The 26205-nt window shown below is 58.6% G+C and carries 24 protein-coding genes and 1 riboswitch; of the genes, 16 read left to right on the top strand and 8 right to left on the bottom strand.

Annotated features, from left to right (window positions below):
- Positions 1 to 19 precede the first annotated feature (19 nt).
- Together BKP64_RS14215 and BKP64_RS14210 are read left to right on the top strand one after the other, a co-directional pair.
- Positions 20 to 1126 carry a zinc-binding dehydrogenase gene (locus BKP64_RS14215; RefSeq protein ID WP_070971439.1) on the top strand — a complete coding sequence of 369 codons (1107 nt, stop codon included), beginning with the start codon at positions 20 to 22 and terminating at the stop codon, positions 1124 to 1126.
- 15 nt (positions 1127 to 1141) lie between these two features.
- Entirely contained in the window at positions 1142 to 2557 is a 1416-nt protein-coding gene (locus BKP64_RS14210; protein ID WP_070971437.1) for an aldehyde dehydrogenase family protein, read from the top strand.
- A gap of 123 nt (positions 2558 to 2680) precedes the next feature.
- Here the strand turns inward: BKP64_RS14210 and BKP64_RS14205 are convergent, their stop codons facing one another.
- A complete protein-coding gene (locus BKP64_RS14205; RefSeq protein ID WP_070971434.1) occupies positions 2681 to 3262 on the bottom strand; it encodes a QsdR family transcriptional regulator in 582 nt (193 codons plus the stop codon).
- Between the two features lie 55 nt (positions 3263 to 3317).
- Here BKP64_RS14205 and BKP64_RS14200 point away from each other — a divergent pair, with 55 nt between their 5' ends.
- From BKP64_RS14200 to msrB, 5 genes are all read left to right on the top strand, one after another.
- Positions 3318 to 4295 carry an NAD(P)H-dependent flavin oxidoreductase gene (locus BKP64_RS14200; protein WP_070971431.1) on the top strand — a complete coding sequence of 326 codons (978 nt, stop codon included), beginning with the start codon at positions 3318 to 3320 and terminating at the stop codon, positions 4293 to 4295.
- 184 nt (positions 4296 to 4479) lie between these two features.
- On the top strand, positions 4480 to 4770 hold the full coding sequence (locus tag BKP64_RS14195) for a hypothetical protein (protein ID WP_070971428.1): 291 nt from the start codon (positions 4480 to 4482) through the stop codon (positions 4768 to 4770).
- A 48-nt stretch (positions 4771 to 4818) separates the two neighbouring features.
- A complete protein-coding gene (locus tag BKP64_RS14190) occupies positions 4819 to 5520 on the top strand; it encodes a response regulator transcription factor (RefSeq protein ID WP_070971425.1) in 702 nt (233 codons plus the stop codon).
- 3 nt (positions 5521 to 5523) lie between these two features.
- On the top strand, positions 5524 to 7005 hold the full coding sequence (locus BKP64_RS14185) for a sensor histidine kinase (protein ID WP_070971421.1): 1482 nt from the start codon (positions 5524 to 5526) through the stop codon (positions 7003 to 7005).
- A 110-nt stretch (positions 7006 to 7115) separates the two neighbouring features.
- Positions 7116 to 8309, top strand: coding sequence for a peptide-methionine (R)-S-oxide reductase MsrB (gene msrB / locus BKP64_RS14180; protein ID WP_070971418.1), 1194 nt, complete (start codon positions 7116 to 7118; stop codon positions 8307 to 8309).
- On the opposite strand, the gene BKP64_RS14175 is transcribed toward msrB, so the two are convergent.
- Complete coding sequence (locus BKP64_RS14175) at positions 8306 to 9037, bottom strand: 3'-5' exonuclease (RefSeq protein WP_070971415.1); 732 nt, start codon at positions 9035 to 9037, stop codon at positions 8306 to 8308. The genes msrB and BKP64_RS14175 overlap by 4 nt on opposite strands.
- Complete coding sequence (locus tag BKP64_RS14170) at positions 9027 to 10904, bottom strand: putative nucleotidyltransferase substrate binding domain-containing protein (RefSeq protein WP_070971412.1); 1878 nt, start codon at positions 10902 to 10904, stop codon at positions 9027 to 9029. Before BKP64_RS14170 ends, BKP64_RS14175 begins: the two co-directional genes overlap by 11 nt.
- A 120-nt stretch (positions 10905 to 11024) precedes the next feature.
- Positions 11025 to 11248, top strand: a riboswitch (cobalamin riboswitch).
- A gap of 137 nt (positions 11249 to 11385) precedes the next feature.
- On the opposite strand from BKP64_RS14170, the gene BKP64_RS14165 reads away from it, so the two are divergent.
- From BKP64_RS14165 to BKP64_RS14145, 5 genes are read left to right on the top strand one after another with little or no spacing between them, the layout of a single operon-like run.
- Entirely contained in the window at positions 11386 to 13227 is a 1842-nt protein-coding gene (locus BKP64_RS14165) for a TonB-dependent receptor plug domain-containing protein (protein ID WP_070971409.1), read from the top strand.
- Positions 13228 to 13257: 30 nt separating this feature from the next.
- Positions 13258 to 14148: a cobalamin-binding protein gene (locus tag BKP64_RS14160; protein ID WP_070971406.1), complete on the top strand. Its 891-nt coding sequence runs from the start codon at positions 13258 to 13260 to the stop codon at positions 14146 to 14148.
- Positions 14149 to 14194: 46 nt separating this feature from the next.
- Complete coding sequence (locus BKP64_RS14155; RefSeq protein WP_335628342.1) at positions 14195 to 15109, top strand: FecCD family ABC transporter permease; 915 nt, start codon at positions 14195 to 14197, stop codon at positions 15107 to 15109.
- Positions 15109 to 15876 carry an ABC transporter ATP-binding protein gene (locus BKP64_RS14150; protein ID WP_070971401.1) on the top strand — a complete coding sequence of 256 codons (768 nt, stop codon included), beginning with the start codon at positions 15109 to 15111 and terminating at the stop codon, positions 15874 to 15876. The genes BKP64_RS14155 and BKP64_RS14150 overlap by 1 nt, the downstream gene beginning before the upstream one ends.
- 36 nt (positions 15877 to 15912) lie before the next feature.
- Positions 15913 to 16581, top strand: a complete 669-nt coding sequence (locus BKP64_RS14145; protein WP_070971398.1) for a DNA-3-methyladenine glycosylase I — start codon at positions 15913 to 15915, stop codon at positions 16579 to 16581.
- Here BKP64_RS14145 and BKP64_RS14140 read toward each other — a convergent pair.
- The 5 genes from BKP64_RS14140 to BKP64_RS14120 form a co-directional block, all read right to left on the bottom strand.
- Positions 16568 to 18001 carry an ATP-binding protein gene (locus BKP64_RS14140; RefSeq protein ID WP_070971395.1) on the bottom strand — a complete coding sequence of 478 codons (1434 nt, stop codon included), beginning with the start codon at positions 17999 to 18001 and terminating at the stop codon, positions 16568 to 16570. The two genes, BKP64_RS14145 and BKP64_RS14140, sit on opposite strands and share 14 nt — an antisense overlap.
- On the bottom strand, positions 17998 to 18681 hold the full coding sequence (locus tag BKP64_RS14135) for a response regulator (protein ID WP_070971392.1): 684 nt from the start codon (positions 18679 to 18681) through the stop codon (positions 17998 to 18000). Before BKP64_RS14135 ends, BKP64_RS14140 begins: the two co-directional genes overlap by 4 nt.
- Before the next feature lie 97 nt (positions 18682 to 18778).
- Positions 18779 to 20287 carry an ArnT family glycosyltransferase gene (locus BKP64_RS19240; protein WP_070971389.1) on the bottom strand — a complete coding sequence of 503 codons (1509 nt, stop codon included), beginning with the start codon at positions 20285 to 20287 and terminating at the stop codon, positions 18779 to 18781.
- On the bottom strand, positions 20271 to 21281 hold the full coding sequence (locus tag BKP64_RS19235) for a glycosyltransferase family 2 protein (RefSeq protein WP_070971386.1): 1011 nt from the start codon (positions 21279 to 21281) through the stop codon (positions 20271 to 20273). The genes BKP64_RS19240 and BKP64_RS19235 overlap by 17 nt, the downstream gene beginning before the upstream one ends.
- Positions 21262 to 21672 carry a GtrA family protein gene (locus tag BKP64_RS14120; protein ID WP_070971383.1) on the bottom strand — a complete coding sequence of 137 codons (411 nt, stop codon included), beginning with the start codon at positions 21670 to 21672 and terminating at the stop codon, positions 21262 to 21264. The genes BKP64_RS19235 and BKP64_RS14120 overlap by 20 nt, the downstream gene beginning before the upstream one ends.
- Positions 21673 to 21903: 231 nt before the next feature.
- On the opposite strand from BKP64_RS14120, the gene BKP64_RS14115 reads away from it, so the two are divergent.
- Genes BKP64_RS14115 through BKP64_RS14100 form a run of 4 tightly spaced genes read left to right on the top strand, consistent with a single transcriptional unit; the run spans position 21904 to position 26152 of the window.
- On the top strand, positions 21904 to 22611 hold the full coding sequence (locus BKP64_RS14115) for a thermostable hemolysin (protein ID WP_070971379.1): 708 nt from the start codon (positions 21904 to 21906) through the stop codon (positions 22609 to 22611).
- A complete protein-coding gene (locus BKP64_RS14110; protein WP_070971376.1) occupies positions 22595 to 24766 on the top strand; it encodes an AMP-binding protein in 2172 nt (723 codons plus the stop codon). Before BKP64_RS14115 ends, BKP64_RS14110 begins: the two co-directional genes overlap by 17 nt.
- Positions 24753 to 25535, top strand: coding sequence for an SDR family oxidoreductase (locus tag BKP64_RS14105; protein ID WP_070971373.1), 783 nt, complete (start codon positions 24753 to 24755; stop codon positions 25533 to 25535). The genes BKP64_RS14110 and BKP64_RS14105 overlap by 14 nt, the downstream gene beginning before the upstream one ends.
- Positions 25532 to 26152: a tetratricopeptide repeat protein gene (locus tag BKP64_RS14100; RefSeq protein ID WP_070971370.1), complete on the top strand. Its 621-nt coding sequence runs from the start codon at positions 25532 to 25534 to the stop codon at positions 26150 to 26152. The genes BKP64_RS14105 and BKP64_RS14100 overlap by 4 nt, the downstream gene beginning before the upstream one ends.
- Positions 26153 to 26205 lie beyond the last annotated feature (53 nt).

Genomic DNA, 26205 nt, shown 5'->3' with positions numbered 1-26205 from the left:
ACACGGGAGTACAACAAGAATGGACAGAAAAGCCAAAGCCGTGATTTGCCGTGAATGGGGGCAGCCCGTTCAGGTTGAGACCATTACCGTAGAAGGCCCCAGGCGCGGTGAGATCACAATCAAGATTGCAGCGTGCGGGGTTTGCCACAGCGACCTTTCCGCAACCACTGGCAAGATTCAGTACCCGCCTCCCCTGGTCCTGGGTCACGAAGCGGCCGGTGTGGTGATTGAAGTCGGCGAAGGCGTTACCGGTTTCCAGGAGGGTGACCACGTCGTCAGCTCCTTTATCTCCATGTGCGGCAAGTGCCGCCAATGTGTTCGTGGCCGCCCGGTATTGTGTGAGAACGCTCGTAAGGCCATGTTTACCCTGCCGGATGGCTCCGTACGAACCCGGGATGCCAAGGGTGAGCCGCTGAACGTCTTTGGTGCCTGTGGCGTGATGGCGGAGTACGCCACCCTGCATGTGGACAACTGCGTGAAGGTTGATAAGACGGTGCCGATGCAAAACGCGGCCCTGGTGAGTTGCGCGGTGATGACCGGCGTTGGCGCGGTTTTCAATACAGCCAAACTGGAACCCGGATCTCGGGCGGCGGTCTTTGGCATTGGCGGGGTTGGTCTGAACGCTATTCAGGGCTGCGCCACGGCCGGGGCAGAAATGATCGTGGCGGTGGACAGCAACGAAAAGAAACTGGAGATGGCGAAAGAATTTGGCGCTACCCATACCGTAAACATCAATGATGTGGACGATGCGGCCAAGGCGGTGAAAAAGCTTACCGGTGGCGTGGATTACGCGTTCGAATGTGTGGGTGCCGGTCCGGTGGTGGAACAGGCCTATAAGTGCCTGGGCCGTGGCGGCACCGCAGTGGTTGTCGGGGTGGCGGATCCGAAGGACAAAACGTCTTTGACGACACTCACCCTCCCGGCGGATGAGCGGACTCTTAAGGGAAGCTGGCTGGGTTCTGCCCGCCCGCAGCACGATTTCCCCCGCATTCTCGGGCTCTACAAAGCCGGAAAACTCAAACTGGACGAACTCATCACTCGCACCTACCCGATTGAAGACGCCGCCCAGGCCTTCGATGATATGGTGGCAGGCAAGAACGCCCGAGGCGTGATTGTGTTTGATTGAGGCAGGAGAAACAGAATGAATATTCTCAGCAAGAACTACATTAACGGGCAATGGATCGACTGGCACGGCGACACCATTGACGTACACGAAGCCGGCACCGGTGAGGTGATCGCCAGGGTTCCTTCCGCTGGCCGGGAAGAAATGGAGCAAGCCATCGCGGCAGCGGACAGGGCTTTTGACACCTGGTCCGAGAGTTCACTGGAGCAGCGCATCAAAGTGCTTGAGCAGCTGCATGCCGGCCTGAAGGAGCGTGGCGGTGAAATTGCCGAGACCATCTGCCGGGAAGTGGGCATGCCCATCAAGCTTGCCACTGGTATCCAGGCCGGACTGCCGGCGACGATCACCAAAACCTACCTCAAAATGCTGCCGGACTTCCCGTTTACCGAGCAGTCCGGGAACTCGGAGGTGCAGTATGCGCCGGTGGGCGTGGTCGGCTGTATCACCCCCTGGAACTACCCCCTGCACCAGGTCATTTTGAAGATTGTTCCAGCCATTGCTGCCGGATGTACGGTCGTTCTGAAACCTTCGGAAATTGCGCCCCAGAGTGCCTACATACTGGCTGAAATTCTCGATGGCACCGATCTGCCGAAGGGTGTTTTCAACCTGGTGTGTGGCCCCGGCCATACCGCCGGTGACACCCTGATCAAGCACCCCGACGTGCGCATGGTGTCATTTACTGGCTCCACCCGTACCGGCCATCTCATCGCGCACGCTGCGGCGGATGATTTCAAGCGTATTGCGCTTGAAATGGGCGGCAAGTCCGCCTCGGTTATTCTGCCGGACGCCGACCTGGGTGCTGCGGTAAAGGGCACCATCAACAACTGCCTGTTGAATTCCGGACAGACCTGCACAGCACTGACCCGTATGCTGGTGCCAGCCGACAGGCACGATGAAGCCTGCGAGCTGGCGGCCGCGGCCGTTGCCAAAATGACACCGGGCAATCCGTTGGAAGAAACCACCCGCCTCGGTCCGCTGGCGTCGGCCCAGCAGCGCGACCGGGTTGTTGATTACATCAAACTGGGTATCGAAGAAGGTGCCACCCTGGTTGCGGGTGGGCCGGAAGCGCCCGAGGGCTGTGAAAAAGGCTACTTCGTCCGGGCGACTGTGTTTGGCAACGTCAAGCCGGACAGCCGCATTGCCCAGGAAGAAATCTTCGGTCCGGTGCTTAGCATCATTCCTTACAGCGACGAGAAAGAAGCCATCCGGATCGCCAACGGAACGCAGTATGGCCTTTCAGGTGCCGTCTGGTCTGCCGATCCGGACAAGGCGAAAAAGATCGCCAGCAAACTTCGCACCGGTCAGGTGTTCGTCAATGGTGGTGCATTCAACCCATTGGCGCCGTTTGGCGGCTTCGGTCATTCAGGCATTGGCCGGGAATTTGGCAAGTGGGGTCTGGAAGAGTTTCTCGAGGTTCGCTCGCTGCAGCTCTGAGGACTCAGGGTGAACCGGCCCCTGGGGTGGGGCACCTTTTCTTATGGGAAAAACAACTCGCTGCGCTCAGACATCTTTTTCCCGGCAGAAAAGGTGCCCCACCCCAGAGGCCTGCCCCGGGTTTCAGGCCTTGCCGCCAAGCAGGATTCGGACAGCCGTGCAGGCGTCTTCCAGTTCTTCGTCCCGGGGTTCGCGACCGCCGATAATGTCGCTGTAAAGGCAGGATTCTGCCAGCCGAACCATGAAGTAGGACAGGCTATCAATGTTCATGGGCGGGTTGATGTAGCCTGAGGCAGCCTGTTCCCTGAGGGTGCGGGTGTTGGCTTCGACTGTGCGACTGTGCAGGCTAGACTGGGATGACGTCAGGATTTTCAGGGCGTATTCCGGATCCTCATGAATGAACCGGCGCAAGGGCGCGAAATGCAGAATGGTGGAGTTGATCTGCCGATACACACCGACAATAAAGTCCACGCCGTGCCCCGGTACGGTCGACAGGGCCTCCAGTCGAACTGGCTCATAAAGTGACCAGAGCACTTCGCCCAGCAGGAGATCCTTGTTGCCAACCCAGCGAAACAGCGTCGCACGACCGATATTGAGTTCGTCAGAAAGGGACGCCAGATGAATACGCTCCCCCTTGAGCCACATGCGCCGGGCCCGCTTGAACGCATCGGCCGGCGTCGCTCTGGTTGTTGTTTTTTCTGCCACTGAAACCTCATGCCGGAGTTTGAATTCATTCTAACGACAAAAAAGGCAAGCCGCTATGAAGACCAGAATTACTGAATTGTTTGGCATCCGCTACCCGATCATTCAGGGTGGCATGCACCATGTGGGCTATGCCGAGCTGGCATCTGCTGTTTCCAATGCCGGTGGGCTTGGCATTATTACCGGTCTGACCCAGCCGACACCGGAAGATCTGGCCCGGGAAATTGCCCGCTGTCATGACATGACGGATCAGCCTTTCGGCGTCAATCTCACGTTCCTGCCCTCGTTCAAGGCACCGCCTTATCCGGAGTATATCGACGCGATTATAGAAGGCGGGGTGAAAGCGGTGGAAACCGCAGGCCGGAGTCCGGAGCAGTATATGCCCCAGCTCAAGGCTGCAGGCATCAAGGTGATCCACAAATGCACCTCGGTCCGTCATGCCCTGAAAGCTGAAAAGATTGGCTGTGATGCCGCCAGTGTGGATGGTTTTGAGTGCGGCGGCCATCCGGGGGAGGACGATATCCCCAATTTTATCCTGCTGCCCCGGGCGGCGGAAGAATTGACCATTCCGTTTGTTGCCTCCGGTGGCATGGCCGATGGCCGGAGCCTGGTGGCAGCCATGGCCCTCGGTGCCGAGGGTATGAATATGGGGACCCGCTTCCTGGCGACCAAAGACGCGCCGATTCACGACAATGTAAAACAGGCGATTCTGGAAGCCGATGAACTCCAGACCCGGTTGATCATGCGTAACCTGCGCAATACCGAGCGCGTTATGAACAACGCTGCGGTGGAGGAAATTGTCCGGATTGAACGGGAGAGGGGCGAGGCCGAGACCATTGATGATATCCGGCACCTGGTGACTGGCGTCAAAGGCCGGCTGGTGTTGCAGGAGGGCAAGATGGACGAGGCTGCCTGGAGTTGCGGCATGGTGGCTGGCCTGATTCACGATATCCCCAGTTGTGAGGAGCTGATCAGCCGGATCATGGCAGATGCCCGGGCCATCGTCCGGGAACGGCTCACCGGTTTTCTGGCCTAGTACCGGCCGGGCGCCAGCCCGGATGCGCCCGCTGCTCCCCGCGCGGGCGTGATGGTTTTGTGATATTTCCGCTATACACTCTTTACCGGGTCGTGATCCGTCCGTTAGCCCATGCTGCCATGCTGGCTGTGTTGTCGGCGTGCAGTGCCGGCGCAACCCTAACGAACAACACGGAGAGATCACAATGAAAAACCTGACCCGAATGCTTGCCATCGCCAGTCTGAGTCTGGCGCCGATGTTTGCCGCCGCAGCCGACATGAAGGACGAGGGTGGCATGATGAAGGACGACACTATGGAACCGGGAATGTCCGACCATGGCATGGAAAAGGATGACATGGCCGACGACATGGGGCACGGTATGAAAGACGAATCCATGGATGCCAAGGGCATGGACGAGATGAAGAAGGACACCATGAAGAAAGCCGACATGTCCATGGACGATGACACCATGGACGACAAGGACAGCATGCAGTAGACACCACAGAATCGTTGGTGCCAGACACGGGATCAGAGCCAGGAACCCATGACACGAACCGTACTGATCATTGAGGACAATCCCGGGATAGGCGAGCTGGTGCGTATGCAGGTCACCGACCTGGGAATGCAGGCGATTCTTATCGATCGCGGGGACAGCGGCCTTGAGCGTTTTCGCCAGGATGGCGTGGATCTTGTGATCCTGGATCTGATGCTTCCGGGCATGGACGGTCTTGCGGTCTGTCGCGAGATCCGGTCCAGCCCGGGCTATGTTCCGGTACTGATGCTGACCGCCAAGAGCACCGAGCTGGATCGGGTGCTGGGACTGGAAATGGGTGCCGACGACTACCTTACCAAGCCGTTCAGCGTGGCGGAACTGGCCGCCCGCATCAAGGCCCTGTTCCGCCGGGTGGATGCCTTGTCTGCCCGTGAGGAAACGGAGGCAGAGGCCGGCCTGCTGGAAGTGGACGGATTGCGGATAGACCCGGTTCGGCGCCGGGTGTTTGTTGATGAACGCGAAGTGGATCTGACCGCCCGGGAATTTGACCTGCTCTGGCACTTCGCCCGCCATCGCGGTCGCGTCTTCAGCCGGGCCCAGTTGCTGGATTCGGTCTGGGGCTACAACCACGAAGGCTACGAACACACCGTGAACACTCACATCAACCGGCTCCGCAACAAGATTGAGGCGGACCCGGCCGAGCCCCGCTATGTTCAGACTGTGTGGGGTGTGGGCTACCGGTTTATGGACTGACCCATGGCGCTGTCGTTGTTTCGAACCCTCTATGCCCGGCTGGCGCTGGGTCTGTTCCTGCTGCTGGTGATCGTGGGCGCGCTCTTCACCGTACTCAGCCTGTATTCGGTGCGGGAATACACCGCTGCCGTTAACCAGGAACTCAACCGGGACCTCGCCCGAAATCTGGTATCCGACCGTAACCTGGTGACCGATGGCCGGCTGAACCGGGATGCCCTGAAGCAGCTTTTCGAACTGTACATGACCATCAACCCCAGTATTGAGATCTACCTGCTGGATCGTGAGGGGCGCATCCTTTCCTACTCTGCGGATCCGGACAAGATCAAACGCAACCGGGTCTCACTTGAGCCCATCAGAACGTTGCTTGCGGATCCAGCTGCGTTCCCGCTACCGGGAGACGATCCCCGGAGCCATGACCGGCGTAAGGTGTTTTCGGTCACGCCTGTGCCCTCCGAGGCGAACCCCACCGGGTACCTGTATGTGGTGTTGCGGGGCGAGGAATACGATATGGCCGAGAGCATGGTCCACAGTGACCGGCTATTGCAGATGGGCGCGGGGGCCCTGGCTGTCAGCCTTTTTGTCGGCTTGTTGGCAGGACTGCTGTTCTTCCATCTGTTGACCCGCAGACTATCGCGGCTGACGGACAGGGTGGAACGTTTTGAAGCTGGTGACGCCCCGGCGGCAGTCGGTAATGAACGGACCTTGTCGCAAGGGGATGACATCGATTACCTGGGCGCCCGGTTTGATCAGATGGCCTGTCGTATTGAGGCCCAGTTGGAGCTACTCAAAGATAAAGACCACCAGCGGCGCCAACTGGTTGCCCAGGTGTCCCATGACCTGCGCACGCCTCTTGCCTCAATCCAGGGCTACCTGGAAGCCTTGAAAATCAAGCAGGAGTCTCTCAGTCTGACCGAGCGCAGGCGCTTCCTGGACGTGGCGCTGGCCGAGACTCACCGCCTTGGGCGACTGTTGGATGAACTGTTTGAGCTGGCCGCGCTGGAGGCTCGCGAGAAACAACCGTCACCCGAACCCTTCATGATTGCCGAGCTGGTGCATGACGTTGTTCAGAAACACCAGCCCGAGGCAGAGCGTGCCAGTGTCGGATTGCGCATTGCCGTCGCGGCGCCGGTAATGGTGCGTGCAGACATTGCCATGACCGAGCGCATTCTGGACAACCTGATCAGTAATGCCATTGCCCATTCCTCAGAGGACAGTGATGTCACGCTTGGTATTCACGACACTGGCAGTTCGGCCCGGGTTACGGTGGCTGACGCAGGGCCAGGCATTGCCCCAGAGGATATCGACCACCTGTTCGAGCCTTTCTACCAGGCTTCCGGTTCCTCGCGCACCGGGCACGCGGGTCTTGGCCTGGCCATTGCCCAGCGCATGGCCGAGCTGCAGCAAGGTCGGTTGGCAGCACAGAATGGAACGGCGAAGGGAGCGGAATTCCAGCTCTGGCTGCCAGTGGCGACGGTCAGCCATTAGTGGCTATCTGATGAACCTCGCACCGTTATAGATTCGTAAGAATTCCCAGACGTTTTCGTGAACCCATGACGATACCCTCATAGCATGGAATCATTCACAGGAGCTCTCTTATGAAACGCAAGATCATGGCTATAATCGCAGTATTGGCGCTGGCCGCCACTGCTGTATTTTATGCGGCCTATGCCACCGCGGATAAAGACCAGGGGAAAAACACACAGTTCGCACCGGACAATCCGGAACTGGCGGTCGCGACCTTTGCCGGAGGCTGCTTCTGGTGTGTTGAAGCCGGATACGAAAAAATCCCGGGCGTGGTGGAGGCAGTTTCCGGTTACGCCGGCGGTGACGAGGCCAGCCCAACCTATAAGCAGGTATCTTCCGGTCGTACCGGTCACACCGAGGCGGTACAGGTGTATTACGATCCGGAAAAAATAACCTATGAAGGCTTGTTACAGGGACTATGGCGGATCATGGACCCGACCGATGCCAATGGCCAGTTTGTTGACCGGGGCAAGCAGTACCGCCCGGCGATTTTCTATCACAACCCCGAGCAGCAGCGGCTCGCTGAAGCTGCGAAACAGAAACTGCAGGCCTCTGGTATTTATGATAAGCCAGTGGTGATCGAGATTGTGCCGCTGAAGACATTTTACCCGGCGGAGGAGTACCACCAGGACTACTACAAGAAGAATCCGCTTCGTTACAACTTCTATACCTTCAACTCAGGCCGCTATCAGTTTATCGAGAAGGTCTATGGTGAGGATTACGAGCTGGATTTCTCCCGTTTCAAGCCCGCAGCGATGACCAGCGGCGAGCCTGAGATGGGGGCGGGCCAAATGAAGGCAGGGTTCGACCCGGAAGGTTTTGTGAAACCCGATCCGCGGGTCCTGAAAGAACGGCTGACGGACATGCAGTATGAGGTAACCCAGGAAGACGGTACCGAGCCGGCATTCAACAATCGCTATTGGGACAACAAGGAGGCCGGACTGTATGTGGACATCGTGTCTGGCGAGCCGTTGTTCTCCTCACGGGATAAATACAAGTCAGGCACCGGCTGGCCCAGCTTTACCCGGCCAATTGAACCGGAAGCCGTGGTGGAGCGGGAGGATAATGGCTTCTTCATGAGTCGCACCGAGATTCGAAGCCGTTATGCCGACTCCCACCTTGGCCATGTATTCAATGATGGTCCGGCACCGACCGGCCTGCGGTATTGCATGAACTCCGCCGCACTGAAGTTCATCCCGCTTGAAGACATGGAAGCCCAAGGCTACGGCGACTACATCGACGCCGTGACCGGCAAGGGGCTTTAGAGCCAGAGGTCACCGATTGGCGTGTCTGGGCTGAAGTGATGGCGAATTTGGGCCTGGAGCAGTTCCGCAGTGGCAATGGCGTCGATCAGGGCATTGTGGGCGGCGTAGTGGGGCAGGTTATACCTGAGTCTGCTGTCCGCAAGCCTGATTGACACTGGCCGTCTCCCGATGAACCGTTGCCAGCGGGAGGGATTCCGGTCCGGGTGCAGGTGGGACTCGATGGCCATTGTATCCAGGACCGGAAACCGGATACCTTCTCCGAAGCGCCACTTCAGAGCGACATCAAAAAAGCCCCGTTCGATGTTCCGGTAGTGCACCACCGGAATGCGACCATTCAGAAGCTCAAACACCTCATCAAGAATGTCCTGGAGATCAGGTGCCTTGTCGATATCGGAATGTGTTATGCCGTGAATCTCGACCGAGGTTTGATGCAGTGTCAGCTTTGGCCGCACTACCCAATGTCTGGCGGCGCCCAGGTGGATCGCGTTCAGGGTAAAAGGCACCAGGCCGATACTGACAATGGAATGCTGGTTCGGATCCAGCCCGGTGGTTTCAAAGTCCATGGCGACCATCGGTACATCCGATAGCGGGGTATCCGGTGGCACGCACCCGGCTTGATAGAACGCCTTGAGAATCGGGTTTTTACTCTCTTGCGCCAGCGCCTGATACTGCTCCGGCCAGGGCCCCTGTTGCGGGGGAGTTTTGGTGGATGTCGTGTTACTGGACATTACGACCCACCCCGGCGTTGTAGCGGAATCTCAGGAACTTTTGTGCATTACTCACCACCTGGAAAGCGTCTTTGAGGTGGCTGCGCTCAAAGGGTGAGAGATGCTCCGGTCGAACATTGTTGTCCGGCTCCCGACCTTCCTCAATTGCCAATGCCTGGTGGCGGATACGAACAATGGCAATGAACTCCAGGGCGTCCCGGAGGTTGCCCAGATCGTCCTCGAGAATCAGTTTGGTTTTGCCGATGGCTCTCAAGCGCTCAAAGGAGTTCTGAGCCCGGGAGCCGCAGGCCAGGGCGTGGATCCGAATCAGGTCGGACAGCGGCGCGGTGCCCCGGCGCTTGAGATTGAAACTCTTGCGGTGCTGGCCATCTTCCTCGAGAACAAAGTTTCGGAAAAAGCCGATGGGAGGCGTGCGGTTAAGAGCGTTGCGCGCCAGCATGGTGAGGAAGCGCTGGCTGTTACTGGCCCTGTCGGCAATCAGGGTTTTGAGCTCTTCTGCAAAGCCGGTCTTTCCGTAGATGCCGTCCAGATCAAAGAAAATGTTGCTGTTAAGCAGCGCCTGAGCCTTCGGATTCTCGATCCAGTCGGTAAAGTAGGCTTTCCATACCTGCAACGGCTGCCGCCATTTCGGGTTGGTGGCCATGATGTCGCCGGTGCAGTAACTGTATCCGCATTCGGCCAGGCCATCACTGACAAACTGGGCGAGCGCCAGGAAGTAGGCGTCGTGTTCCTCAGGTACAAAGCTGTCATCCAGGATCATGGCGTTGTCCTGGTCGGTCACCACCAACTGTTCGTCTCTTGCCATGGAGCCCAGTGCCATAAAGCAGTAGGGAACGGGCGGAGGGCCTAGTTTTTCCTCGCCCAGCTCCAGAAGCCGCTGGGTAAAGCTTCGTCCGATTCCGGCCATGGCACTGCCAATCATGTGGGAGTTGGCGTCCTCGTTCACCATCCGCACGAAGCTGTCCCGAACATCCTTGCTGACCTTCTTCAGGCCCTTCACTGTCTTCTGGTGGTAAATGTTGCTCACCAGATACAAGCTGCTTTGGCTTTCATACTTGACGATGTCCGAAAGCGCGATCACGCCGCGGACTTCATCCCGGTCCATGACTGGCAGGTGGTGCACGTTATTGTGCAGCATGGTAAGCATGGCTTCGAAGATGAAGGCCGTGTCCCGTATGGTGATTGGCCCCTCGGACATGATTTCGCTGATGGGTGTCTCCGAGGGAAGCGCCTCTGTAACTGCGCGGGTGCGCAGATCCCGATCGGTAATAATCCCCTTGAGCAGAGGTCTGTCGCCATCGTTATCCATTAATAAGAGTGCGGATACGCCCTGTTCGGTCATGGTGCGGGCCGCTTCCTGCAGGCGCACGGTGCAGGGTGCAGAAACCGGTGCGCGGGCAATCAGACGGGATACCCGGGAAGTCATCAATTCATTGGATTTTTCTCTTCGCGAGACGGCCGAGCGAAGTCGTGTCCGGTCTTCGGTTTCGACAAAATCAGCGAAATTTTCGTCGTTTTCGAACAAAACCTGGAAGATTTCGTCCGGAATCCGGTAGATAAGCGTATCCTCCAGCGCTTTCGCGGGGAAGCGAACCTTTTTGTTCGTCAGCAGGCCAAACTGACCAAAAATCTCACCCTCGCTGACCCGACTATACAGTTCACCGGAGCGCCGGAAGATCTCTGCGGCGCCGCTGCGGATGTAATACAGCCAGTCGTTTTTCTCACCGAAAGAAAGGATCGGTGAGCCGGCACGGAAATACTCCACCTCAATGTTCCCGACTGCCCGTTCGAGCAGCTCTTCCGGCATCTCGTCAAATGGCGGGTACTGGGCCATGTGGTTGCGGATGTCGATAAGCTCGGCCTGCATAAATATCCTTCTTGCTGGCGGAAAGTAATTGTCAGTGAACGAATATAGCAGTGGGGGTTGGCAGGCACCATGCCACCAACTTGATAGATTTCATTGACCACTTTCCACTGTGTTGCTAGCCTTGCCCCACTTTTTTCAGGTGTCCGTCGCACAGCGCGACGGGTGAAACGGGAAATCGGTGAGTCTGGCTGCCCGCCAGCGCAATTCCGATGCTGCCCCCGCAACGGTAAGCAGGATAACGGCAATCTGACGCGCCACTGTGCTTATGGCATGGGAAGGTGATTGTCCGGGAACCATATGTTCCGCCTGCAAGCCCGGAGACCGGCCTGGAAAAACACCCGAAGTTGCGGTGGGCTTCTTGGGTGGGCGACATTCTGGTTCGCTTTCCCCGAAGCCCGTTTACCGCCTGCCCTTCCTGCCTGTACCGCAACCAAAACCATAATCCTCGTGCGGGTGCGCGCGGTGTGCGGAGCAGTGCAACATGACATCCAGATTATTCTTTCCTGCTGTATCGGCCGGTTTGGCCTTGGCTTCCCTGTCTCTGGCGGTTTCGGCCCAGCCCGGGACCGAAACCGATGGACTTGACCCGATTGTGGTGACCGCGACGCTTGGTCCCGAAACGGTGGGTGAGAGCCTTTCTTCGGTTACCGTGATTGACCGGGACGATATCCAGCGTCAGCAACCCTCGGAGTTCCGGGACCTGCTTCAGGCCCAGCCCGGTGTGAATGTTGTCTCCGATGGCAGCTACGGTAAAACCACCAGCGTTTTCCTCCGCGGTGCCGGAAGCTCTGGCACCGTACTCTTGCTTGATGGTATTCGCTTACGTTCGGCTACTGCAGGTATTCCTCCCTGGCAGTTTCTGCCACCTGAACTGATGGGCAAGGTTGAGTTGGTGCGGGGTGCCAAGAGCTCCCTGTACGGGGCGGACGCGGTAGGTGGTGTTATTCAGGCTTTTACCCTTGAACCTGAGCAAGGCCGCCAGGCCTGGGTCGAACTGTCCGGCGACTCCAACAACACACTTGAGACCTCGGCAGGAGTGGCAGGTAAAGAAGGTCGAACGGCATTGTTGGCTGGAGGTGTCTATTCCGACTCCGATGGCACCAGTCTTCGAGAGGGTGGTGAAGACAAGGGCTTCCGTAATACCGGAGGCCTTGCCAAGGTCAGCCATCGCTTCGATCAGGGCGGCGGTGTCGGTCTGACTCTGTTTCAGTCCGATGGCAACACCGAGTTTGAAGGGGGTGATACCGATTTCCTGATCCGCGCTGCGGGGTTTCACCTGGACGCGGTGGCCAGCGATTACTGGCGCACCCGTATTCAGTTCTCTGAGTCCCGTGACGAGCAGGACACGTTCGGTGCCTACCCAAGTGTTTACGATACGCTCTCACGATCTGCGCGGTGGGAGAATACCCTGACGGCGGGCGTTCACGAGTTTGTGATCGGCTCCGAGGTGATGCTGGATGAAGTGGACGGCAGCGACCAGTTTGCGGAAGACAGCCGGACCAACACTGCGGTTTTTGGCCAGGCGCGTTTCAACTTTAACGCTACCGATTTGATGCTGAGTCTGCGCCTGGACGACAACGAAGCTTATGGCAAGGAAGAAACCGGGGGCATCGCGCTCGGTCACCAGTTTGACCGGTCGCACCGTATGCGCCTGAGCTATGCAACTTCGTTCCGGGCGCCCACCTTCAATGACCTGTATCTGGTTGTTCCTTACTATTCAGGCAATCCGGATCTGGATCCGGAGGAAGGCCAGATGGTGGAGGCCGGTTTCTCCGGTCGCTACAACAGCTGGTTCTGGGATGTGGCCATTTATCAGAATGACATCAAGGATCTGATCACTTATGTGTCTGACCCGGTCACATACAATGGCACCATGGAGAATGTGGAAACGGCCCGCATCCGGGGTGTCGAGCTTGCCTCCGGTTTCGAGACGGTTGACTGGAATGTGACTGCTGCGGTGACCTACGCGGATACCGAAAACCGGGATACCGGAGCGCGGCTGCCTCGTCGTGCCGAGAAGAATGTTCGCCTGGATGTGGATCGACTGTTTGACCGTTGGTCCGTCGGCGCAAGCCTGATAGCGGAAAACGACCGCTATAACGATGCCGCCAACACCAGCCTCCTGGCAGGCTATGGCACTCTGGATGTCCGGGCGATGTGGCAGTTCTATCAGGGGTGGTCTGCCAGCCTGAAAGTGGATAATGTTCTTGATCGCCGCTACGCCACCAGCCTCGGTTATGACAGCGCGACGTACCAGCCATTTGACTACCTGGCGGCCGGGCGCACGTTTATGGCGTCGGTACGCTATGATTTCGCACAGTAGTCTTACTTGAGGGACAGGTTCTGTAACCCCATGAGCGTACGCGGACCAGCCAGCTATCTGATTGCACTGTGCCTGATGCTGCCAGGATTGGCCCTGGCGGATCAACGTTGTGCCCTGGATACGCTGGCCCGCAAGGTGTGTCTGTCGGAACCGGCCAAGCGCATAATCTCGCTTTCTCCCGGCGCCACGGAACTGCTGTTCTCCGCCGGTGCCGGCGACCGGTTGCTGGCGGTCAGCGCCTGGAGTGATTTCCCGGAAGACGCGAGGGAACTCCCCCAGGTGGGCGACAGTAACCGGCTGGACCTCGAGGCCATTGTGGCACTGGCACCGGATCTCGTGGTGGCCTGGGTGGATGGCAACTCCCGGTCTCAGCTTGAGACCTTGTCTGATCTTGGCATAAACGTGTTCTGGCTCTCTCCCCGGAGCTTCGGGGATATCGCCAGCGCGGTGGAAAACCTCGCCCTGCTGGCGGGCCAGCCAGCCCTCGGCACTCAACGTGCGAAAGCTTTTCTTCAGGGGATGACAGACCTGGGAGAACAGTTTGCCGGTGCACGCCGGGTAAAAGTGTTCTATCAGGTCTGGGACCAGCCGTTGATGACCGTCAACCGGGACGAGCTGATCAGCAAGGCGATTACGCTGTGTGGTGGCGTTAACGTATTCGCGGACTTGCCCCGGCTGGTGCCGAGAATCAGTGCCGAAGCCGTGATCGCTGCCAATCCTGAGGTGATTGTCACCGCCGGCCGTGGCCCCAGGGACCGGCAATGGCTTGAGCGCTGGCGGCAATTTCCGGACCTGACGGCCGTGGCCAGGAATAATCTGTTCCTGGAGCCCCCCTCGTTGCTTCAGCGGCCGACCTTTCGAATGCTTGAAGGTGCCCGCCACCTGTGCCAGACGCTGGAGCAGGCCCGTGATCAATTATAGTTTGCTGCGCCCCCTTTCCCTGCTGGCCGTGACCGGGCTGGTGGCGATGGTGGTTTCCGTCACCATCGGCACCAGCCCGGTTGCCCTGGAGGATATACTGGCGGTTCTGGTGGGTGGCGGCACCGAGTTGCAGCAAACACTGATTCTTGATTTACGCTTGCCGCGGACTCTCAGTGCCTTTGCCACCGGTGGCCTGCTGGCAGTGGCGGGGGCTCTCATGCAGGTGCTTCTGCGGAACCCCCTCGCAGACCCCTATGTGCTTGGTATCTCCGGCGGTGCCGCGGTAGGAGCCTTGCTTGCCATGCTTGCCGGCATGGCTGGTTTCCTCGTGTCGGGGTCCGCTTTTGCCGGCGCCATGCTGGCGACCTCGCTGGTCTTCGGCCTGGCCCACGGCAGTGGCAGCTGGACGCCGTCCCGCCTGTTGCTGACGGGCGTGGTGGTTGCCTCGGGCTGGGGCGCATTGATTACCCTGATTCTGGCGATGACCCCTGCCAGTCGCCTGCCCGGGATGCTGTATTGGCTGATGGGTGACCTGTCCCACGCCGGTTCGCCCTGGCCGGCCCTGGTGATACTCGTGTTCGCCTGCATCCTGGTCCTCCCACTGGGCCGGACGCTGAATGTGCTGGCTCGTGGCCCCATGCAGGCGGCGGCGCTGGGGGTATCCGTGCGACCTGTGGAGTGGCTGATTTACCTGCTGGCGAGTCTGCTGACAGCGACGGCAGTGACCATGGCTGGCAGTGTCGGCTTTGTCGGGCTGGTGGTGCCACATATGTTGAGGCTGGTGCTGGGCAATGATCAAAGGCTGATTCTGCCGGCGTGCGCCCTGGCTGGAGGCACACTCCTGGTGCTGGCGGATGCCCTGGCGCGGGTCGTGATTGCGCCGGAACAGTTGCCGGTTGGTGTGATCACGGCATTGATTGGCGTACCCACATTCCTTTACCTGTTGTACCGGAGCCGATGATGGCAGTACTGGCGACGGACAACCTCATTATCGACATCCCTGGCCGGGAATCCGGAGTGCCGCTGAATCTGAGCATTCAGCCTGGCCAGGTATGGGGTGTCCTGGGGCCTAACGGCGTTGGCAAGACGACGCTGGCGCATACCCTGGCCGGTCTTCGGGAACCTCGGGGTGGCAGACTGCTGCTGGATGGTGAACCGGTGGCCACGATGAGGCGAAGGATGGTTGCCCGCCATCTGGGGCTGGTGTTCCAGGATCGGCAGGATGGTTTTCCGGCGACCGTGCTGGAGACGGCCATGGTCGGCCGTCACCCCTGGTTATCACCCTGGCAGATGGAAAGCCGTGAAGATGTGGTCATTGCCGAGCAGGCTCTTGAAGCCCTCGATGTGATCCATTTGCGTGACCGGCTGGTACACACCCTGTCCGGGGGCGAGCGCCAGCGTGTGGCGATAGCTACTCTTATGACTCAGGCTCCGGATATCTGGCTGCTGGACGAGCCCAGCAACCATCTGGACCTCCACCACCAAGTGGCGATGATGCAGCTCCTTGCTGAACAGGCGCATGCAGGGCGTGCCATTTTCATGTGTCTGCACGACCTCAACCTTGCCGCCCGCTGGTGCGATCATCTGCTACTGATGTTCGGAGATGGCCAGGCGTGCTGGGGCAAAGCGGAGACCATGCTGGTTCCCGCAGCGCTCGAACAGCTGTATGGCCAGAAACTGGTGACGGTTGAAGCCGATGGCGCGCCGGTCTTTGTCCCTGCGAGGTAATGACGCACGCAGGTTGGCCTTTTCCAGAGAGGTGTTATGGCATTTTCCAAAATCTATGAGCGCGCTTTGACCCTCAAGGGTGGAGAGGCGGCCTTGCAGGCTTTGTTACCGCGAGTGACCAAAACCGGTGATCTGGAAGCTCTTGGCGATGACCGTTACCTCTCCGAGATGACCCGCTGTATCTTCAAGGCTGGCTTCGTATGGCGCGTAATCGAGAGAAAGTGGCCGGATTTTGAAGCGGCTTTTGACGGCTTTGTGCCGCTGTATTGGCAGCAAGTGCCACCCGAGGTGCTGGAAGATCTCGCCAGGGACGAGCGCATCGTGCGCAACATGCAAAAAATTCGTACCGTCCCCGAAAACGCCCGAATGATTGTGGATGTTGCCCGGGAGCATGGAAGCTTCGGTGCCTTCCTGGCGCATTGGCCGTCCGATGATGAGGCAGGCCTTTTACTGTGGCTCAAACGTCATGGCGCCCGCCTCGGTGGCGCCTCTGCCCAGTATTTCCTGCGCCGCGTTGGCTGGGACGGCTTTATTCTGTCTCAGGACGTTGTTGCTGCGCTGCGCCGGGAGGAGTTGCTCGATGCATCACCGGGCAGCAAAAAAGCACTGCTTCAGGCGCAGGAAGCGTTTAACAACTGGCACCGGGAGACTGGCATACCGTACAGCCACCTCTCGCGGATTCTCTCGTGCACTATTGAGAACTGAGGTATCCGGCCTGGCCCGGGAGTCCAGCCCCGGAATTGTCTGTCGGTAACCAGACTTCTACACACAGGCCGGATCGGCCATCTTCCCTGCCCGACAAAGTCAGGCTGCCCTTGTGCAGTTCTGCGATTCTGCGTGCAATTGCCAGCCCCAGACCGGCACCCGCACCCTGGCGTTGATCCAGGCGAGTGAAGCGGCTCAGGGCGCGCTCACGGTCATTGGTGGGGATACCGGGGCCCTGATCGCAAATCCGGATGCTGAAGCCGTTGTCAGTAGCACTGATTCTGGTCGTGATCTGGGTGCCGGAAGGGCTGTACTGGATGGCGTTGGCCAGCAAGGAGCGCATCAGGGTTGAAATCAGGGCACTGTGACAGCTTACAACAGCGTTACGGGTCTCATCCTCCAGTGCGGGCTCAATGTCTTTTCGGATTGCCAGCGGCGCAACGTCGGCAATGCATTGCTCGACCAGCGCCGACAGGTTCTGGGGCTCCGGTTTGAAGTCGGTGCCGGAGTCGACCCGGCTGAGCAACAGCATCTGCTCGACCAGATGTACCATTCGGTCGACGGATGCCGTCAGTCCCCGGAAGTCTTCAGGGTGCTTATCGCTGAGTTTTTCAAGGTTGAGGCGCAGCGCGGTCAGGGGCGTTCGCAGTTCGTGGGCTGCGTCGGCAGAGAAGCGGCGTTCCCGCTCCAGTGCCTGGTTCAGTCGTCGCAACAACCCGTTTACCGCATTCACCAGCCCCGCCACTTCTTTGGGCGCCTGTTTTTCATCGAGCGGGTGAATGCGCTCCGGAGCCATGTACCTCACGGGCCTTTCAAGCCGCCGTAGAGGCCGAAAACCCACCTGAACGGCAATGATCACGGCAATCACCAGCAATGGCAACGCCAGGAAAACGGGTAGCACATTGCCAAGGGCAAGCTCCTCGCTCAGTTCGTCACGGACATCCTCGCGCTGTGCCGTGCGGATCCAGAAACCTGTCGTTGGGTCCTTCAGTGTGAAGGTGCGCCAGCGAAACCCGGTAACCTCTGCCCAGGAATACCCCGGATAAAGTCCGAGTGTGTCATCGGCTCGAAGGGTATCCAGCAGCGGTTCACGATCCGGCGACCAGACCTCGAACGCGATCTTTTTCTCGTACTTGTGACCCGCGCCCCCGGGCAGGATTTCGTCGTTTTCGGTCTCGTGCATAGCACTGTCCGGGAGCTGGAGGGTTTTTTCCAGAATGGTGGCAAGCTGATCCTGTGACTGGGTATCGGATAGATGCTGAACCAGTCCCTGAACGATACGAGTACTCTGGGCCAGCTCGGCATCAAACAGTTCCTCCAGCTGGTGATTGCTGACGTAATAACCCCAGCTCGCGGTAATCAGCGTGATCAGCAGAACTGTCGTAGCCACCATCACGCTGAGCGTGCGGGTCAGGCTCATAGATCTTCTCCTTCCAAGGCGGCCTGGCTGTCCAGCATGTAACCGACACCTCTGACGGTTCGGATTGTGGCCTTGCCTACCCGGCGGCGAAGGTGATGGATGTGCACCTCAAGCGCGTTGCTCTCAACGCCCTGTTCCCAGCCATAAAGCTGTTCTTCCAGTCGGCGGCGTGTGGCGACCTGGTCCGGGTGGCGCATCAGATAGTGCAGAATCTGGTATTCGCTGCGGGGCAGCATGTAGTGTTCCCCGTCTACCTGCAACTGGCCGGAGTCCGAGCTCAGGCTGAGTCGACCTACGCTGATTGCCTTCTGTTGTGCTGCGGAACCCCGGCGAGTGACCACGCGAATCCTGGCTTTTAGTTCCGCCATGGCAAATGGCTTGGTGAGGTAGTCATCCGCTCCTTCATCCAGGCCCTGCAGCTTGTCTTCCAGGTCGGCCCTGGCGGAAAGAATGATCACCGGAGCAGAAACTCCCTGCTTGCGGATGCCCTTGAGTACATCCAGACCGTCCACCCGGGGCAGCGTGAGGTCGAGAATCACCAGATCAAAGTGTTCCTCGGACAGGGCGTTCAGCGCCTGTTGCCCGTCATCCAGCCAGTCGACGGTGTTCTGATCGTCTCGCAGCATGTCGAGCATGGTATTTGCCAGCAGGTGGTCGTCTTCTACAAGCAGAATTCGCATTGATTCTTTTCCGGTTAGTTACGAAAACCGGGCAGCCAGGCTGCCCGTCAGAACAATAGCACAGGTAATCGGAGTGCCCGATGCGATCAACAGGGCATCAGGCATCCGGACTGTTTTTGTCCAGTGGGATACTGTCAGCCTGGGCTGTTGTTCCCGGGATGTGGTAGAGCGTGTATCGCTGATCCTCGTCCACAGACACCGCGAGTTTATTGAGAACCTCAGTGGCGCTGTGGGTTTTCTTGTTGACCGCGATATACATCCCGGCCCCGGGCGCGCCCTCTGCCACCATGGGTTGTATATCATCCCAGCTCACCACTTCCACCCGGCCTTCGCTATAGAAGCGCGCCGAGAAAGGGGCGTGCTCCAGAAACCTGACCGGGAACAGGCCTGTACCGAATTGTGATTCATGCCGACCGATAAGGTACTTTTCTGTTTTCAGAGTCCCCGGATGAGTCTGAACCCACACGGTTGCGACGGTACCCAGAGCCGGAATCATCAGCGTCGAGGCCAGGGCGGCATTTCGTAATGCGCCTTTTTCCGGCAGCGGGCAATACCGGGCGACCAGCAGTGCCAGGAACGGAAGTCCCGGCAGCACATAGGTCCATAAAATGTTGCCCGAAAAGCTGAAGAAAACAGCCGGTGTCAGGGCACTTGCGATGAGCAGCACCCTGAGGGCCGAAGGCAGTCGGCCCTCAGGTCGTCCGGCCGGTTTGCGGAACCGTTTCTGAATCGCGGTGCCAATCAGGACAAAACCCCAGGGGAAGCTTGCCAGTAGCAGGTATAACCAAATGGTGCCCCGGGTGAACTCATGAGCATCGCCGTAGAGATCACCGTGCCAATTGCTGACGATAAAGCGCTTGATGTGCTCACCGACAATAAAATAGTCGAGGAATCCGGGGGTTTTCAGTTCGGCCAGCACATACCAGGGAAGCACCATCGCCAGCATGGCCGCTGTACCGGTGATCCAGGGCAGGCAATGCCAGAGGGTTCGCCATTGGCGGCTAGACACAACCCATACGAATACCGGAATGCCTGTGAGAACCATTGCCAGGGGACCTTTGGCGAGCAGGCCAATGGCAAGCCCGGCGAAGAAGCCCCAGCCCCAGGCCGAGGAATGCCCGCTCAGCCTCATAATCAGGCTGGCGAGCGTCAGCGTGGTTCCCAGGGTGAGAAAGGAGTCAGTCATGACCGTTCCGGCACTGAGAAACCCCAGTGCGGTGGTGGCATAAATCAACGCGGCCCAGAGTGCGTTCCGGTGTGCTTCGTTGCGCTCCCGATTTGATTGAATGGCCATGCCGGTCGCGTAAACGAGGCCGACAACGCCAAGGTTTGCCAGCCAGGACGGGAAGCGCCCGGCCAGTTCGTTGATGCCGAACAGTTTGAATGACAGTGCCTGTGCCCAGAAAGACAGAGGTGGCTTGCCCCAGAACGGCACACCGACATCAAACCAGGGCGTGATCCAGTCCCCGGTTTCGGCCATAACACGGGCAATCTCCGCGTAGCGCGGTTCGGTAGTATCCATGAATGGAATGAGTGCCGACAGCGCCAGCCGGGCGAGCAGGACGATGCCCAGGAGCCATATCAGGGTTTTAACGTGCCGTGTCATCACCGGCTACCTTGAGTTTCGGGAATTGGTTCCGGGATGATCCGGTTTCGAGTTCATCCGCGAGTATGAAGATCGGCCTCTGTTTGGTTTCCATGTAGATGCGCCCGACATACTCGCCCAACAGACCGATACCGAGAAGCTGAACACCGGCGAGAAAGGTGATCACCGCGATCATTGAGGCATAGCCCGGTGTGGACACGCCAAATATCAGAACCTTGAGCACTTCCCAAAGACCAAACATCCCGCCCGCACCGGCTGCCATCAGCCCCAGTAGCAAGGCAACTCTGAGCGGTTTGGTCGAAAACGAGGTAATCCCTTCCATGGCGAGCTGCACGAGCTTGAAGTAGTTCCACTTGGTGTTACCTGCGGCGCGGGAATCCCGGTCGAATTCCAGGGTCACCGTAGGCATGCCAACCCAGGCGAACATACCCTTGAGGTAACGATTGCGCTCTGGCAGCTTGTTCAGGGCGTCAATGGTCCGTCGGCTCATCAACCGGAAGTCACCCGTATCCACCGGAATAGGGGAGTCACTGATGTGATTGATCAGCCGGTAGAACAGGGAGGCTGTCAGTCGTTTGAGCCAGCTCTCCCCGGCTCGGCTCCGGCGTTTCATCAACACCACATCTGCGCCTTTTTGCCATTCCGTGACCATCCTCGGGATCAATTCCGGTGGGTCCTGGAGGTCGGCATCAATCAGAATGACGGCATCTCCCCTGGCTTCCCTGAGCCCAGCCGAGACGGCAGCTTCTTTGCCGAAGTTCCGGGACAACCGGAGAACCCGGATTCGGGCGAGGTGATCCTGGCCCGCCAGCAGCAGCGCTACGCTGTTGTCAGTGCTGCCGTCATCCACAAAAACCAGTTCCACCGGGCTTTCGAGTGTCGCAATCACGGTATCCAGTCGGTCCAATAGGATCGGGATGACCGCTGCCTCGTTATGCACGGGTATGACAATGCTCAGAAGTTGATTTTTGAACCTAGCGTAGCCGGCTTTCATGGAACACGAACCTCTCGGACAACAGGAAATTAACCAGAGTCACCAGGGCTGTCGCACAGACCTGCGCTATTGCAGTTGCAGCACCCAGAGACACCAGGACACTGAACAGGGCAAGGTTCAGGAGCCAGCCAAAAGCGGAACTGGTCAGGTAGCGGGGAAAGGCAACCTTGTGCAGGAGTCCGGAGCGGAAGGTCCAGGCATGTTGCATGAGGTAGTTGAAAATCAGCCCGGCACTGGCTCCCACAGCCGTTGCCAATGACGGCTGGATATCCTGACCGATCAACAGGGCCATCACCAGCCAGTGCAAAGCTGTTGCGGCACCACCTGACATCAGGAAGCGCGGCAATCGTGATTCTTTGGCTTTTGAAGAATGCCCGGGGCTGCCTGCCATTGTGTCTGGACCTTTCACATTTCAATACCGCCGCAGTTCGGCTAATGGTGGCTCACTGTATAGAGGCTTTCTTAACTGAGCCTTAAGCGCCAAAACTCAGAAATCTTAAGGTCGCCTTAAGGTTTTGAGCGGTTCTCCTTAAGCCTGCTTTAAGCCCACCTCTCTATTCTGGTATTCACGTTGAAAGGGCATTGGCCCCCGCGTCCTGTGTTGGCTTTTGGGAGAGTGTCTATGTCAGACCCGCTGATGATGTCCGCCTGCTGTCCTCTGGACTCAGAGGAGGTGGTTCCCGTCATTCGCTGTGCCGGTCGTTGGTTATGCGAGGTGGCGTCGCAAACCACAGTGGCTGAGCTTGTGGGGGATTTTATTCGCCGCCGTTTTTTTATGGCTTATGGCGCCGAGCCCGCCCTGAGAATTCCAGATCTGTTGGCATTGACCACGGCGCAGGGGTCACTGCTTGCGGCTGTTGGCATGCGTGACGCCTCCCGGGCGACGCTGTTCCTGGAGGATTATCTTGAAACGCCGGTTGAGCACCACAGACCTCTTTCCGGAGCAGGGCGTGAGCACATCGCCGAGATTGCGCATCTGGCGGGTGTTGAGGCGGGCGTCAGTCGCTACCTGTTTGCGAGCCTTGCCGTTTGGCTGAGCAACGCGGGCTATCAGTGGGTGGTCTGTACCGGCACCGATCAGTTACAGAATAGCTTTCGGCGCCTGGGTATCGAGACTTATACCCTGTCAGCTGCAGATCCGGCCCGTTTGCCAGATGGCGGCGCTGGCTGGGGGCGCTATTACGATCACCATCCGGTGGTGATGGCGATAAGTGTGGCTGCAAGTCTCGCCGCCTTGCAGGCGATCGGACTGTTGAGAGTCACCCACCCAGTCACGGCTGAAGCGGACAATATCTTGGTCAATGGAGGTCGTTATGGCCACACTGCCTGAATTGTTGGCAGCTCGCGTCGCGGTTCAGCCGGATGCGCCCGCCCTGAAGAGCCCGGGTGGCTCAATGAGCATCAAGGATCTTTACGAGGCCGCTGTTAGCGTTGCTGCCAGCCTCAAGCGCCACGGCGTCGTTCGCGCGGGGCTTTGCGGTGACAATACGGTTGCCTGGGTTATTGCAGACCTCGCCTGCATGATTGCCGATGTGGTTTGCGTTCCGGTCCCGGTCTTTTTCTCGAAGAGCCAGACCGAACACCTGATTGCCAGGGCCGGCCTCGACGGCTTGCTCTGGGCTGAACCGGATACCCACAGGGAAAATCTGGGGCACGGTGTCTGGCTGGCCACACTGCCCGTGACGGCAGAGACATCGCTGATGCCGGAAGGCACGGCGAAGATCACGTTTACCTCCGGAAGCACCGGTACACCCAAAGGGGTTTGCCTGTCTGCTTCACAGATGGCGGCAACCACCCAGGCCCTGCAACAACGCCTGGAGGGCGTCGAACTTCGGCACCATCTGTGCATTTTGCCGCTGGCTACCTTGCTGGAAAATATCGCCGGTGTGTACCTGCCCCTGCTCATGGGCGCAATGGTTGAGCTGGCTCCTCTGAAAGATTTTGGAATGTCCGGCAGCAGTGGGCTGGACGCGCCAAAGCTGATCGGCAGCCTGAACCGGTCAGCGCCGGACTCGGTCATTCTGGTGCCGGAGCTGGCCGCCTTGCTGGTCGCGTCAGCCGAGAACAGTAGCCTGGACCCGGCGCCTTTCCGCTTTCTTGCGGTCGGCGGTGGCAAGGTTTCCCCGGAGCTTCTCGCCCGTGGTCGTGCGGCGGGCCTGCCGTTGTTTGAGGGGTATGGTTTGTCCGAGTGTGGTTCTGTGGTGGCGCTCAATGTTCCGGGTGATGACCGCCCGGGAACCGTTGGCCGGCCGTTGGGCCATGTCCGGGTTGGGGTTGACGGTGGTCAGCAGATCCGTGTCTCGGGCAACACCCACCTGGGTTATCTCGGTGACGAACCACAGGGTGACGAGGCTCTCGGAACGGGCGATCTGGGCGAGCTGGACGCCGACGGTTTCTTGTCCGTGAATGGCCGGTCCAAGAATCTTCTGATTACCAGTTTCGGGCGCAATGTCAGTCCGGAATGGCTGGAAAGCGAGCTGATTCAGGCAGTAGGGGCCGCCCAGGCTGTTGTCTTTGGCGACGGTGAGCCTCGGCCCCGTGCACTGATCACAGTCACTGATGGCCGGTCGCCGGATGAACTGACCATTGATCTGATGCGGCTTAACGAGCGCTTGCCGGACTATGCACGGCTGGAGGCGGTCTACATCCGCCGACAGCCTCTGAACCAGGCAGAAGGCTATTTGACCGCCAATGGCCGGCCGGTTCGGTCACACATTCAATCGGACTTGCCATCGTTATTGGCAAAAGCCTTTCCCCTATTTACTACTCCACCACTCACGAGTAAGCCAGGAGCATCCCATATGGCGTTTTTTGACAGATTGCAGCAGGAAACCGCGGAGGCCCGCGAACATGTAACCAAGGCGCCGGTTATTCGCGCCATTCAGGAGGGCCGTTTTGATCTGGAGAGTTACACCTGGTTTCTGACCCAGGCCTACCACCACGTCAAGCATACTGTGCCACTGATGATGGCCTGTGGCGGTCGGCTCCCCGAGCGCATGGAATTTGTACGCAAAGCACTGGTTGAATACATCGATGAAGAATACGGCCATCACGAGTGGATCCTGAACGACATCGCAGCCTGTGGTTACGACAAGGAAGCGGTGCGGCACGGAAACCCGGACATCTCTATTGAACTGATGGTGTCCTATCTTTACGACCAGATTAACCGCTGCAATCCGATGGCATTCTTCGGCATGGTACAGGTGCTTGAAGGCACTTCAATCGAGCTGGCGACGCCACTGGGAGAACAGATCCAGAAACTGTTGCAGTTGCCCGATGAAGCCTTCAGTTACCTGTATTCCCACGGGGCGCTGGACCAGGAGCACTTTGAGTTTTTCCGAAACCTGATGGATGACATTACGGACGTGGAAGACCAGCAGGACATTATTGATTCAGCCCGGATGGTATACCGCCTATACGGCGATATGCTTCACAGCATTCCACTTCGGACGGGTCGTGAGGGGCAGCGACATGAAGCTGCATGATCGTGTTTTCCTGCTGTTGGGGGGCACCGGCGGTATTGGCAAAGCTCTGGTGGAACCACTGATCCTGGCCGGTGCCAAAGTCATTGTTGCCTCCCGTCATCCGGAAACCCTTGCCCATATAAGCGGCGCATCTGCGGTTCACCTGGACCTCGCGGGGCCGGATCTTGAGGGGCAGCTGGAACGCCTGACCGAGGCTTACCCGGAGATCGACGGTGTCATTCACTGCGCGGGGCAAAATCGGTTTGCCAGTCTCGACAAGTTATCGGTATCCGCCATTGATGCCCAGATTACCGTGAACCTGCGCAGCGCCATGCTGGTTGGTCGCCATTTTGCGCCGCGCTTTCAGAGGGCCGGTTATGGCGCCCTGGTGTTTGTCGGTTCCACGTTTGGCAGCATAGGTTTTCCCGGTTATACCGCATACTGCGCCACGAAATTCGGTTTACGGGGTTTTTCCGAAGCCCTGCGCCGGGAGCTGGCGGACACCCCGGTACAGATCATTTACGTCGCTCCACGGGCGACGGCCACTGCAATGAATCCGGAAGCCGTCAACGAACTTAACCGAGCACTGGGTAACAGCATGGATCCCCCGGAAAGGGTGGCAGGCGAGATTCTCAAGGCCATGGAGAACAACGACCGTCGTCGTTTCCTGGGATGGCCGGAGAAGCTGTTCGTGATCATCAACGGCATCCTGCCGCGGATTGTCGACAAGGCCATGTTGAAGCAACTGCCGGTCATACGGCGTTTTCTGAATTCGGGAGTATCGTCATGAAATGGATAGCACTGGCCTTTGCGGGTCTGATTGCCATGCCCCTTTGGGCGGGAGATCTCGATAAGGAGCTGGCCGCCATCCAGCAACGCTGGGCGGAAATCCAGTATCAGTTTCCGGATGATCAGAAAGAAAAGGGGTTCGAAGTGCTGGCCAAAAACGCCGAGGCGTTTGTTGCCCGCTACCCGGATCATGCCGAACCGCTGATCTGGCAGGGGATTGTGCTGAGCACATACGCCGGAGCCAAGGGTGGACTTGGCGCGCTCGGGTTGGTCAAGGATGCTCGAAAAGCTCTTGAGGCAGCGATGACAATCAATCCGGGTGCCCTTGAAGGGTCTGCCTATACCTCCCTGGGAAGTCTCTATTATCAGGTGCCGGGCTGGCCGCTAGGTTTTGGCGACGATGATAAGGCCCAGAAATACTTGCAGAAGGCGCTGGCTATTAATCCCGATGGTATGGATCCGAACTACTTCTTCGGGGATTTTCTGCGTGAACAGGATCAGCCACAGCGGGCCCGGGTGTATCTGGAGAAAGTCCTGAAGGCCCCCTCTCGCCCGGGACGGGAACTGGCGGATACGGGCCGGCGTGAGCAGGCGAAACGGCTGCTGGAAAAACTCTGATCCACCGTTGGGCGCGATCCGCCGCGTCCTGCGCTGTGAGCTACACTCACGTG

The sequence above is a fragment of the Marinobacter salinus genome, assembly GCF_001854125.1.
In the GTDB taxonomy this organism is placed as follows: domain Bacteria; phylum Pseudomonadota; class Gammaproteobacteria; order Pseudomonadales; family Oleiphilaceae; genus Marinobacter; species Marinobacter salinus.
Note: the sequence above shows the minus strand (reverse complement) of the source record. Positions and strands in the feature narration are given on the sequence as shown.

Bases quoted from the DNA above. Each gene is read 5' to 3' on its own strand.
- BKP64_RS14215 (WP_070971439.1), top strand. From the start codon at position 20: ATGGACAGAAAAGCCAAAGCCGTGATTTGCCGTGAATGGGGGCAGCCC.
- BKP64_RS14210 (WP_070971437.1), top strand. From the start codon at position 1,142: ATGAATATTCTCAGCAAGAACTACATTAACGGGCAATGGATCGACTGG.
- BKP64_RS14200 (WP_070971431.1), top strand. From the start codon at position 3,318: ATGAAGACCAGAATTACTGAATTGTTTGGCATCCGCTACCCGATCATT.
- BKP64_RS14195 (WP_070971428.1), top strand. From the start codon at position 4,480: ATGAAAAACCTGACCCGAATGCTTGCCATCGCCAGTCTGAGTCTGGCG.
- BKP64_RS14190 (WP_070971425.1), top strand. From the start codon at position 4,819: ATGACACGAACCGTACTGATCATTGAGGACAATCCCGGGATAGGCGAG.
- BKP64_RS14185 (WP_070971421.1), top strand. From the start codon at position 5,524: ATGGCGCTGTCGTTGTTTCGAACCCTCTATGCCCGGCTGGCGCTGGGT.
- msrB (WP_070971418.1), top strand. From the start codon at position 7,116: ATGAAACGCAAGATCATGGCTATAATCGCAGTATTGGCGCTGGCCGCC.
- BKP64_RS14175 (WP_070971415.1), bottom strand. From the start codon at position 9,037: ATGTCCAGTAACACGACATCCACCAAAACTCCCCCGCAACAGGGGCCC.
- BKP64_RS14170 (WP_070971412.1), bottom strand. From the start codon at position 10,904: ATGCAGGCCGAGCTTATCGACATCCGCAACCACATGGCCCAGTACCCG.
- BKP64_RS14165 (WP_070971409.1), top strand. From the start codon at position 11,386: ATGACATCCAGATTATTCTTTCCTGCTGTATCGGCCGGTTTGGCCTTG.
- BKP64_RS14160 (WP_070971406.1), top strand. From the start codon at position 13,258: ATGAGCGTACGCGGACCAGCCAGCTATCTGATTGCACTGTGCCTGATG.
- BKP64_RS14155 (WP_335628342.1), top strand. From the start codon at position 14,195: ATGGTGGTTTCCGTCACCATCGGCACCAGCCCGGTTGCCCTGGAGGAT.
- BKP64_RS14150 (WP_070971401.1), top strand. From the start codon at position 15,109: ATGGCAGTACTGGCGACGGACAACCTCATTATCGACATCCCTGGCCGG.
- BKP64_RS14145 (WP_070971398.1), top strand. From the start codon at position 15,913: ATGGCATTTTCCAAAATCTATGAGCGCGCTTTGACCCTCAAGGGTGGA.
- BKP64_RS14140 (WP_070971395.1), bottom strand. From the start codon at position 18,001: ATGAGCCTGACCCGCACGCTCAGCGTGATGGTGGCTACGACAGTTCTG.
- BKP64_RS14135 (WP_070971392.1), bottom strand. From the start codon at position 18,681: ATGCGAATTCTGCTTGTAGAAGACGACCACCTGCTGGCAAATACCATG.
- BKP64_RS19240 (WP_070971389.1), bottom strand. From the start codon at position 20,287: ATGACACGGCACGTTAAAACCCTGATATGGCTCCTGGGCATCGTCCTG.
- BKP64_RS19235 (WP_070971386.1), bottom strand. From the start codon at position 21,281: ATGAAAGCCGGCTACGCTAGGTTCAAAAATCAACTTCTGAGCATTGTC.
- BKP64_RS14120 (WP_070971383.1), bottom strand. From the start codon at position 21,672: ATGGCAGGCAGCCCCGGGCATTCTTCAAAAGCCAAAGAATCACGATTG.
- BKP64_RS14115 (WP_070971379.1), top strand. From the start codon at position 21,904: ATGTCAGACCCGCTGATGATGTCCGCCTGCTGTCCTCTGGACTCAGAG.
- BKP64_RS14110 (WP_070971376.1), top strand. From the start codon at position 22,595: ATGGCCACACTGCCTGAATTGTTGGCAGCTCGCGTCGCGGTTCAGCCG.
- BKP64_RS14105 (WP_070971373.1), top strand. From the start codon at position 24,753: ATGAAGCTGCATGATCGTGTTTTCCTGCTGTTGGGGGGCACCGGCGGT.
- BKP64_RS14100 (WP_070971370.1), top strand. From the start codon at position 25,532: ATGAAATGGATAGCACTGGCCTTTGCGGGTCTGATTGCCATGCCCCTT.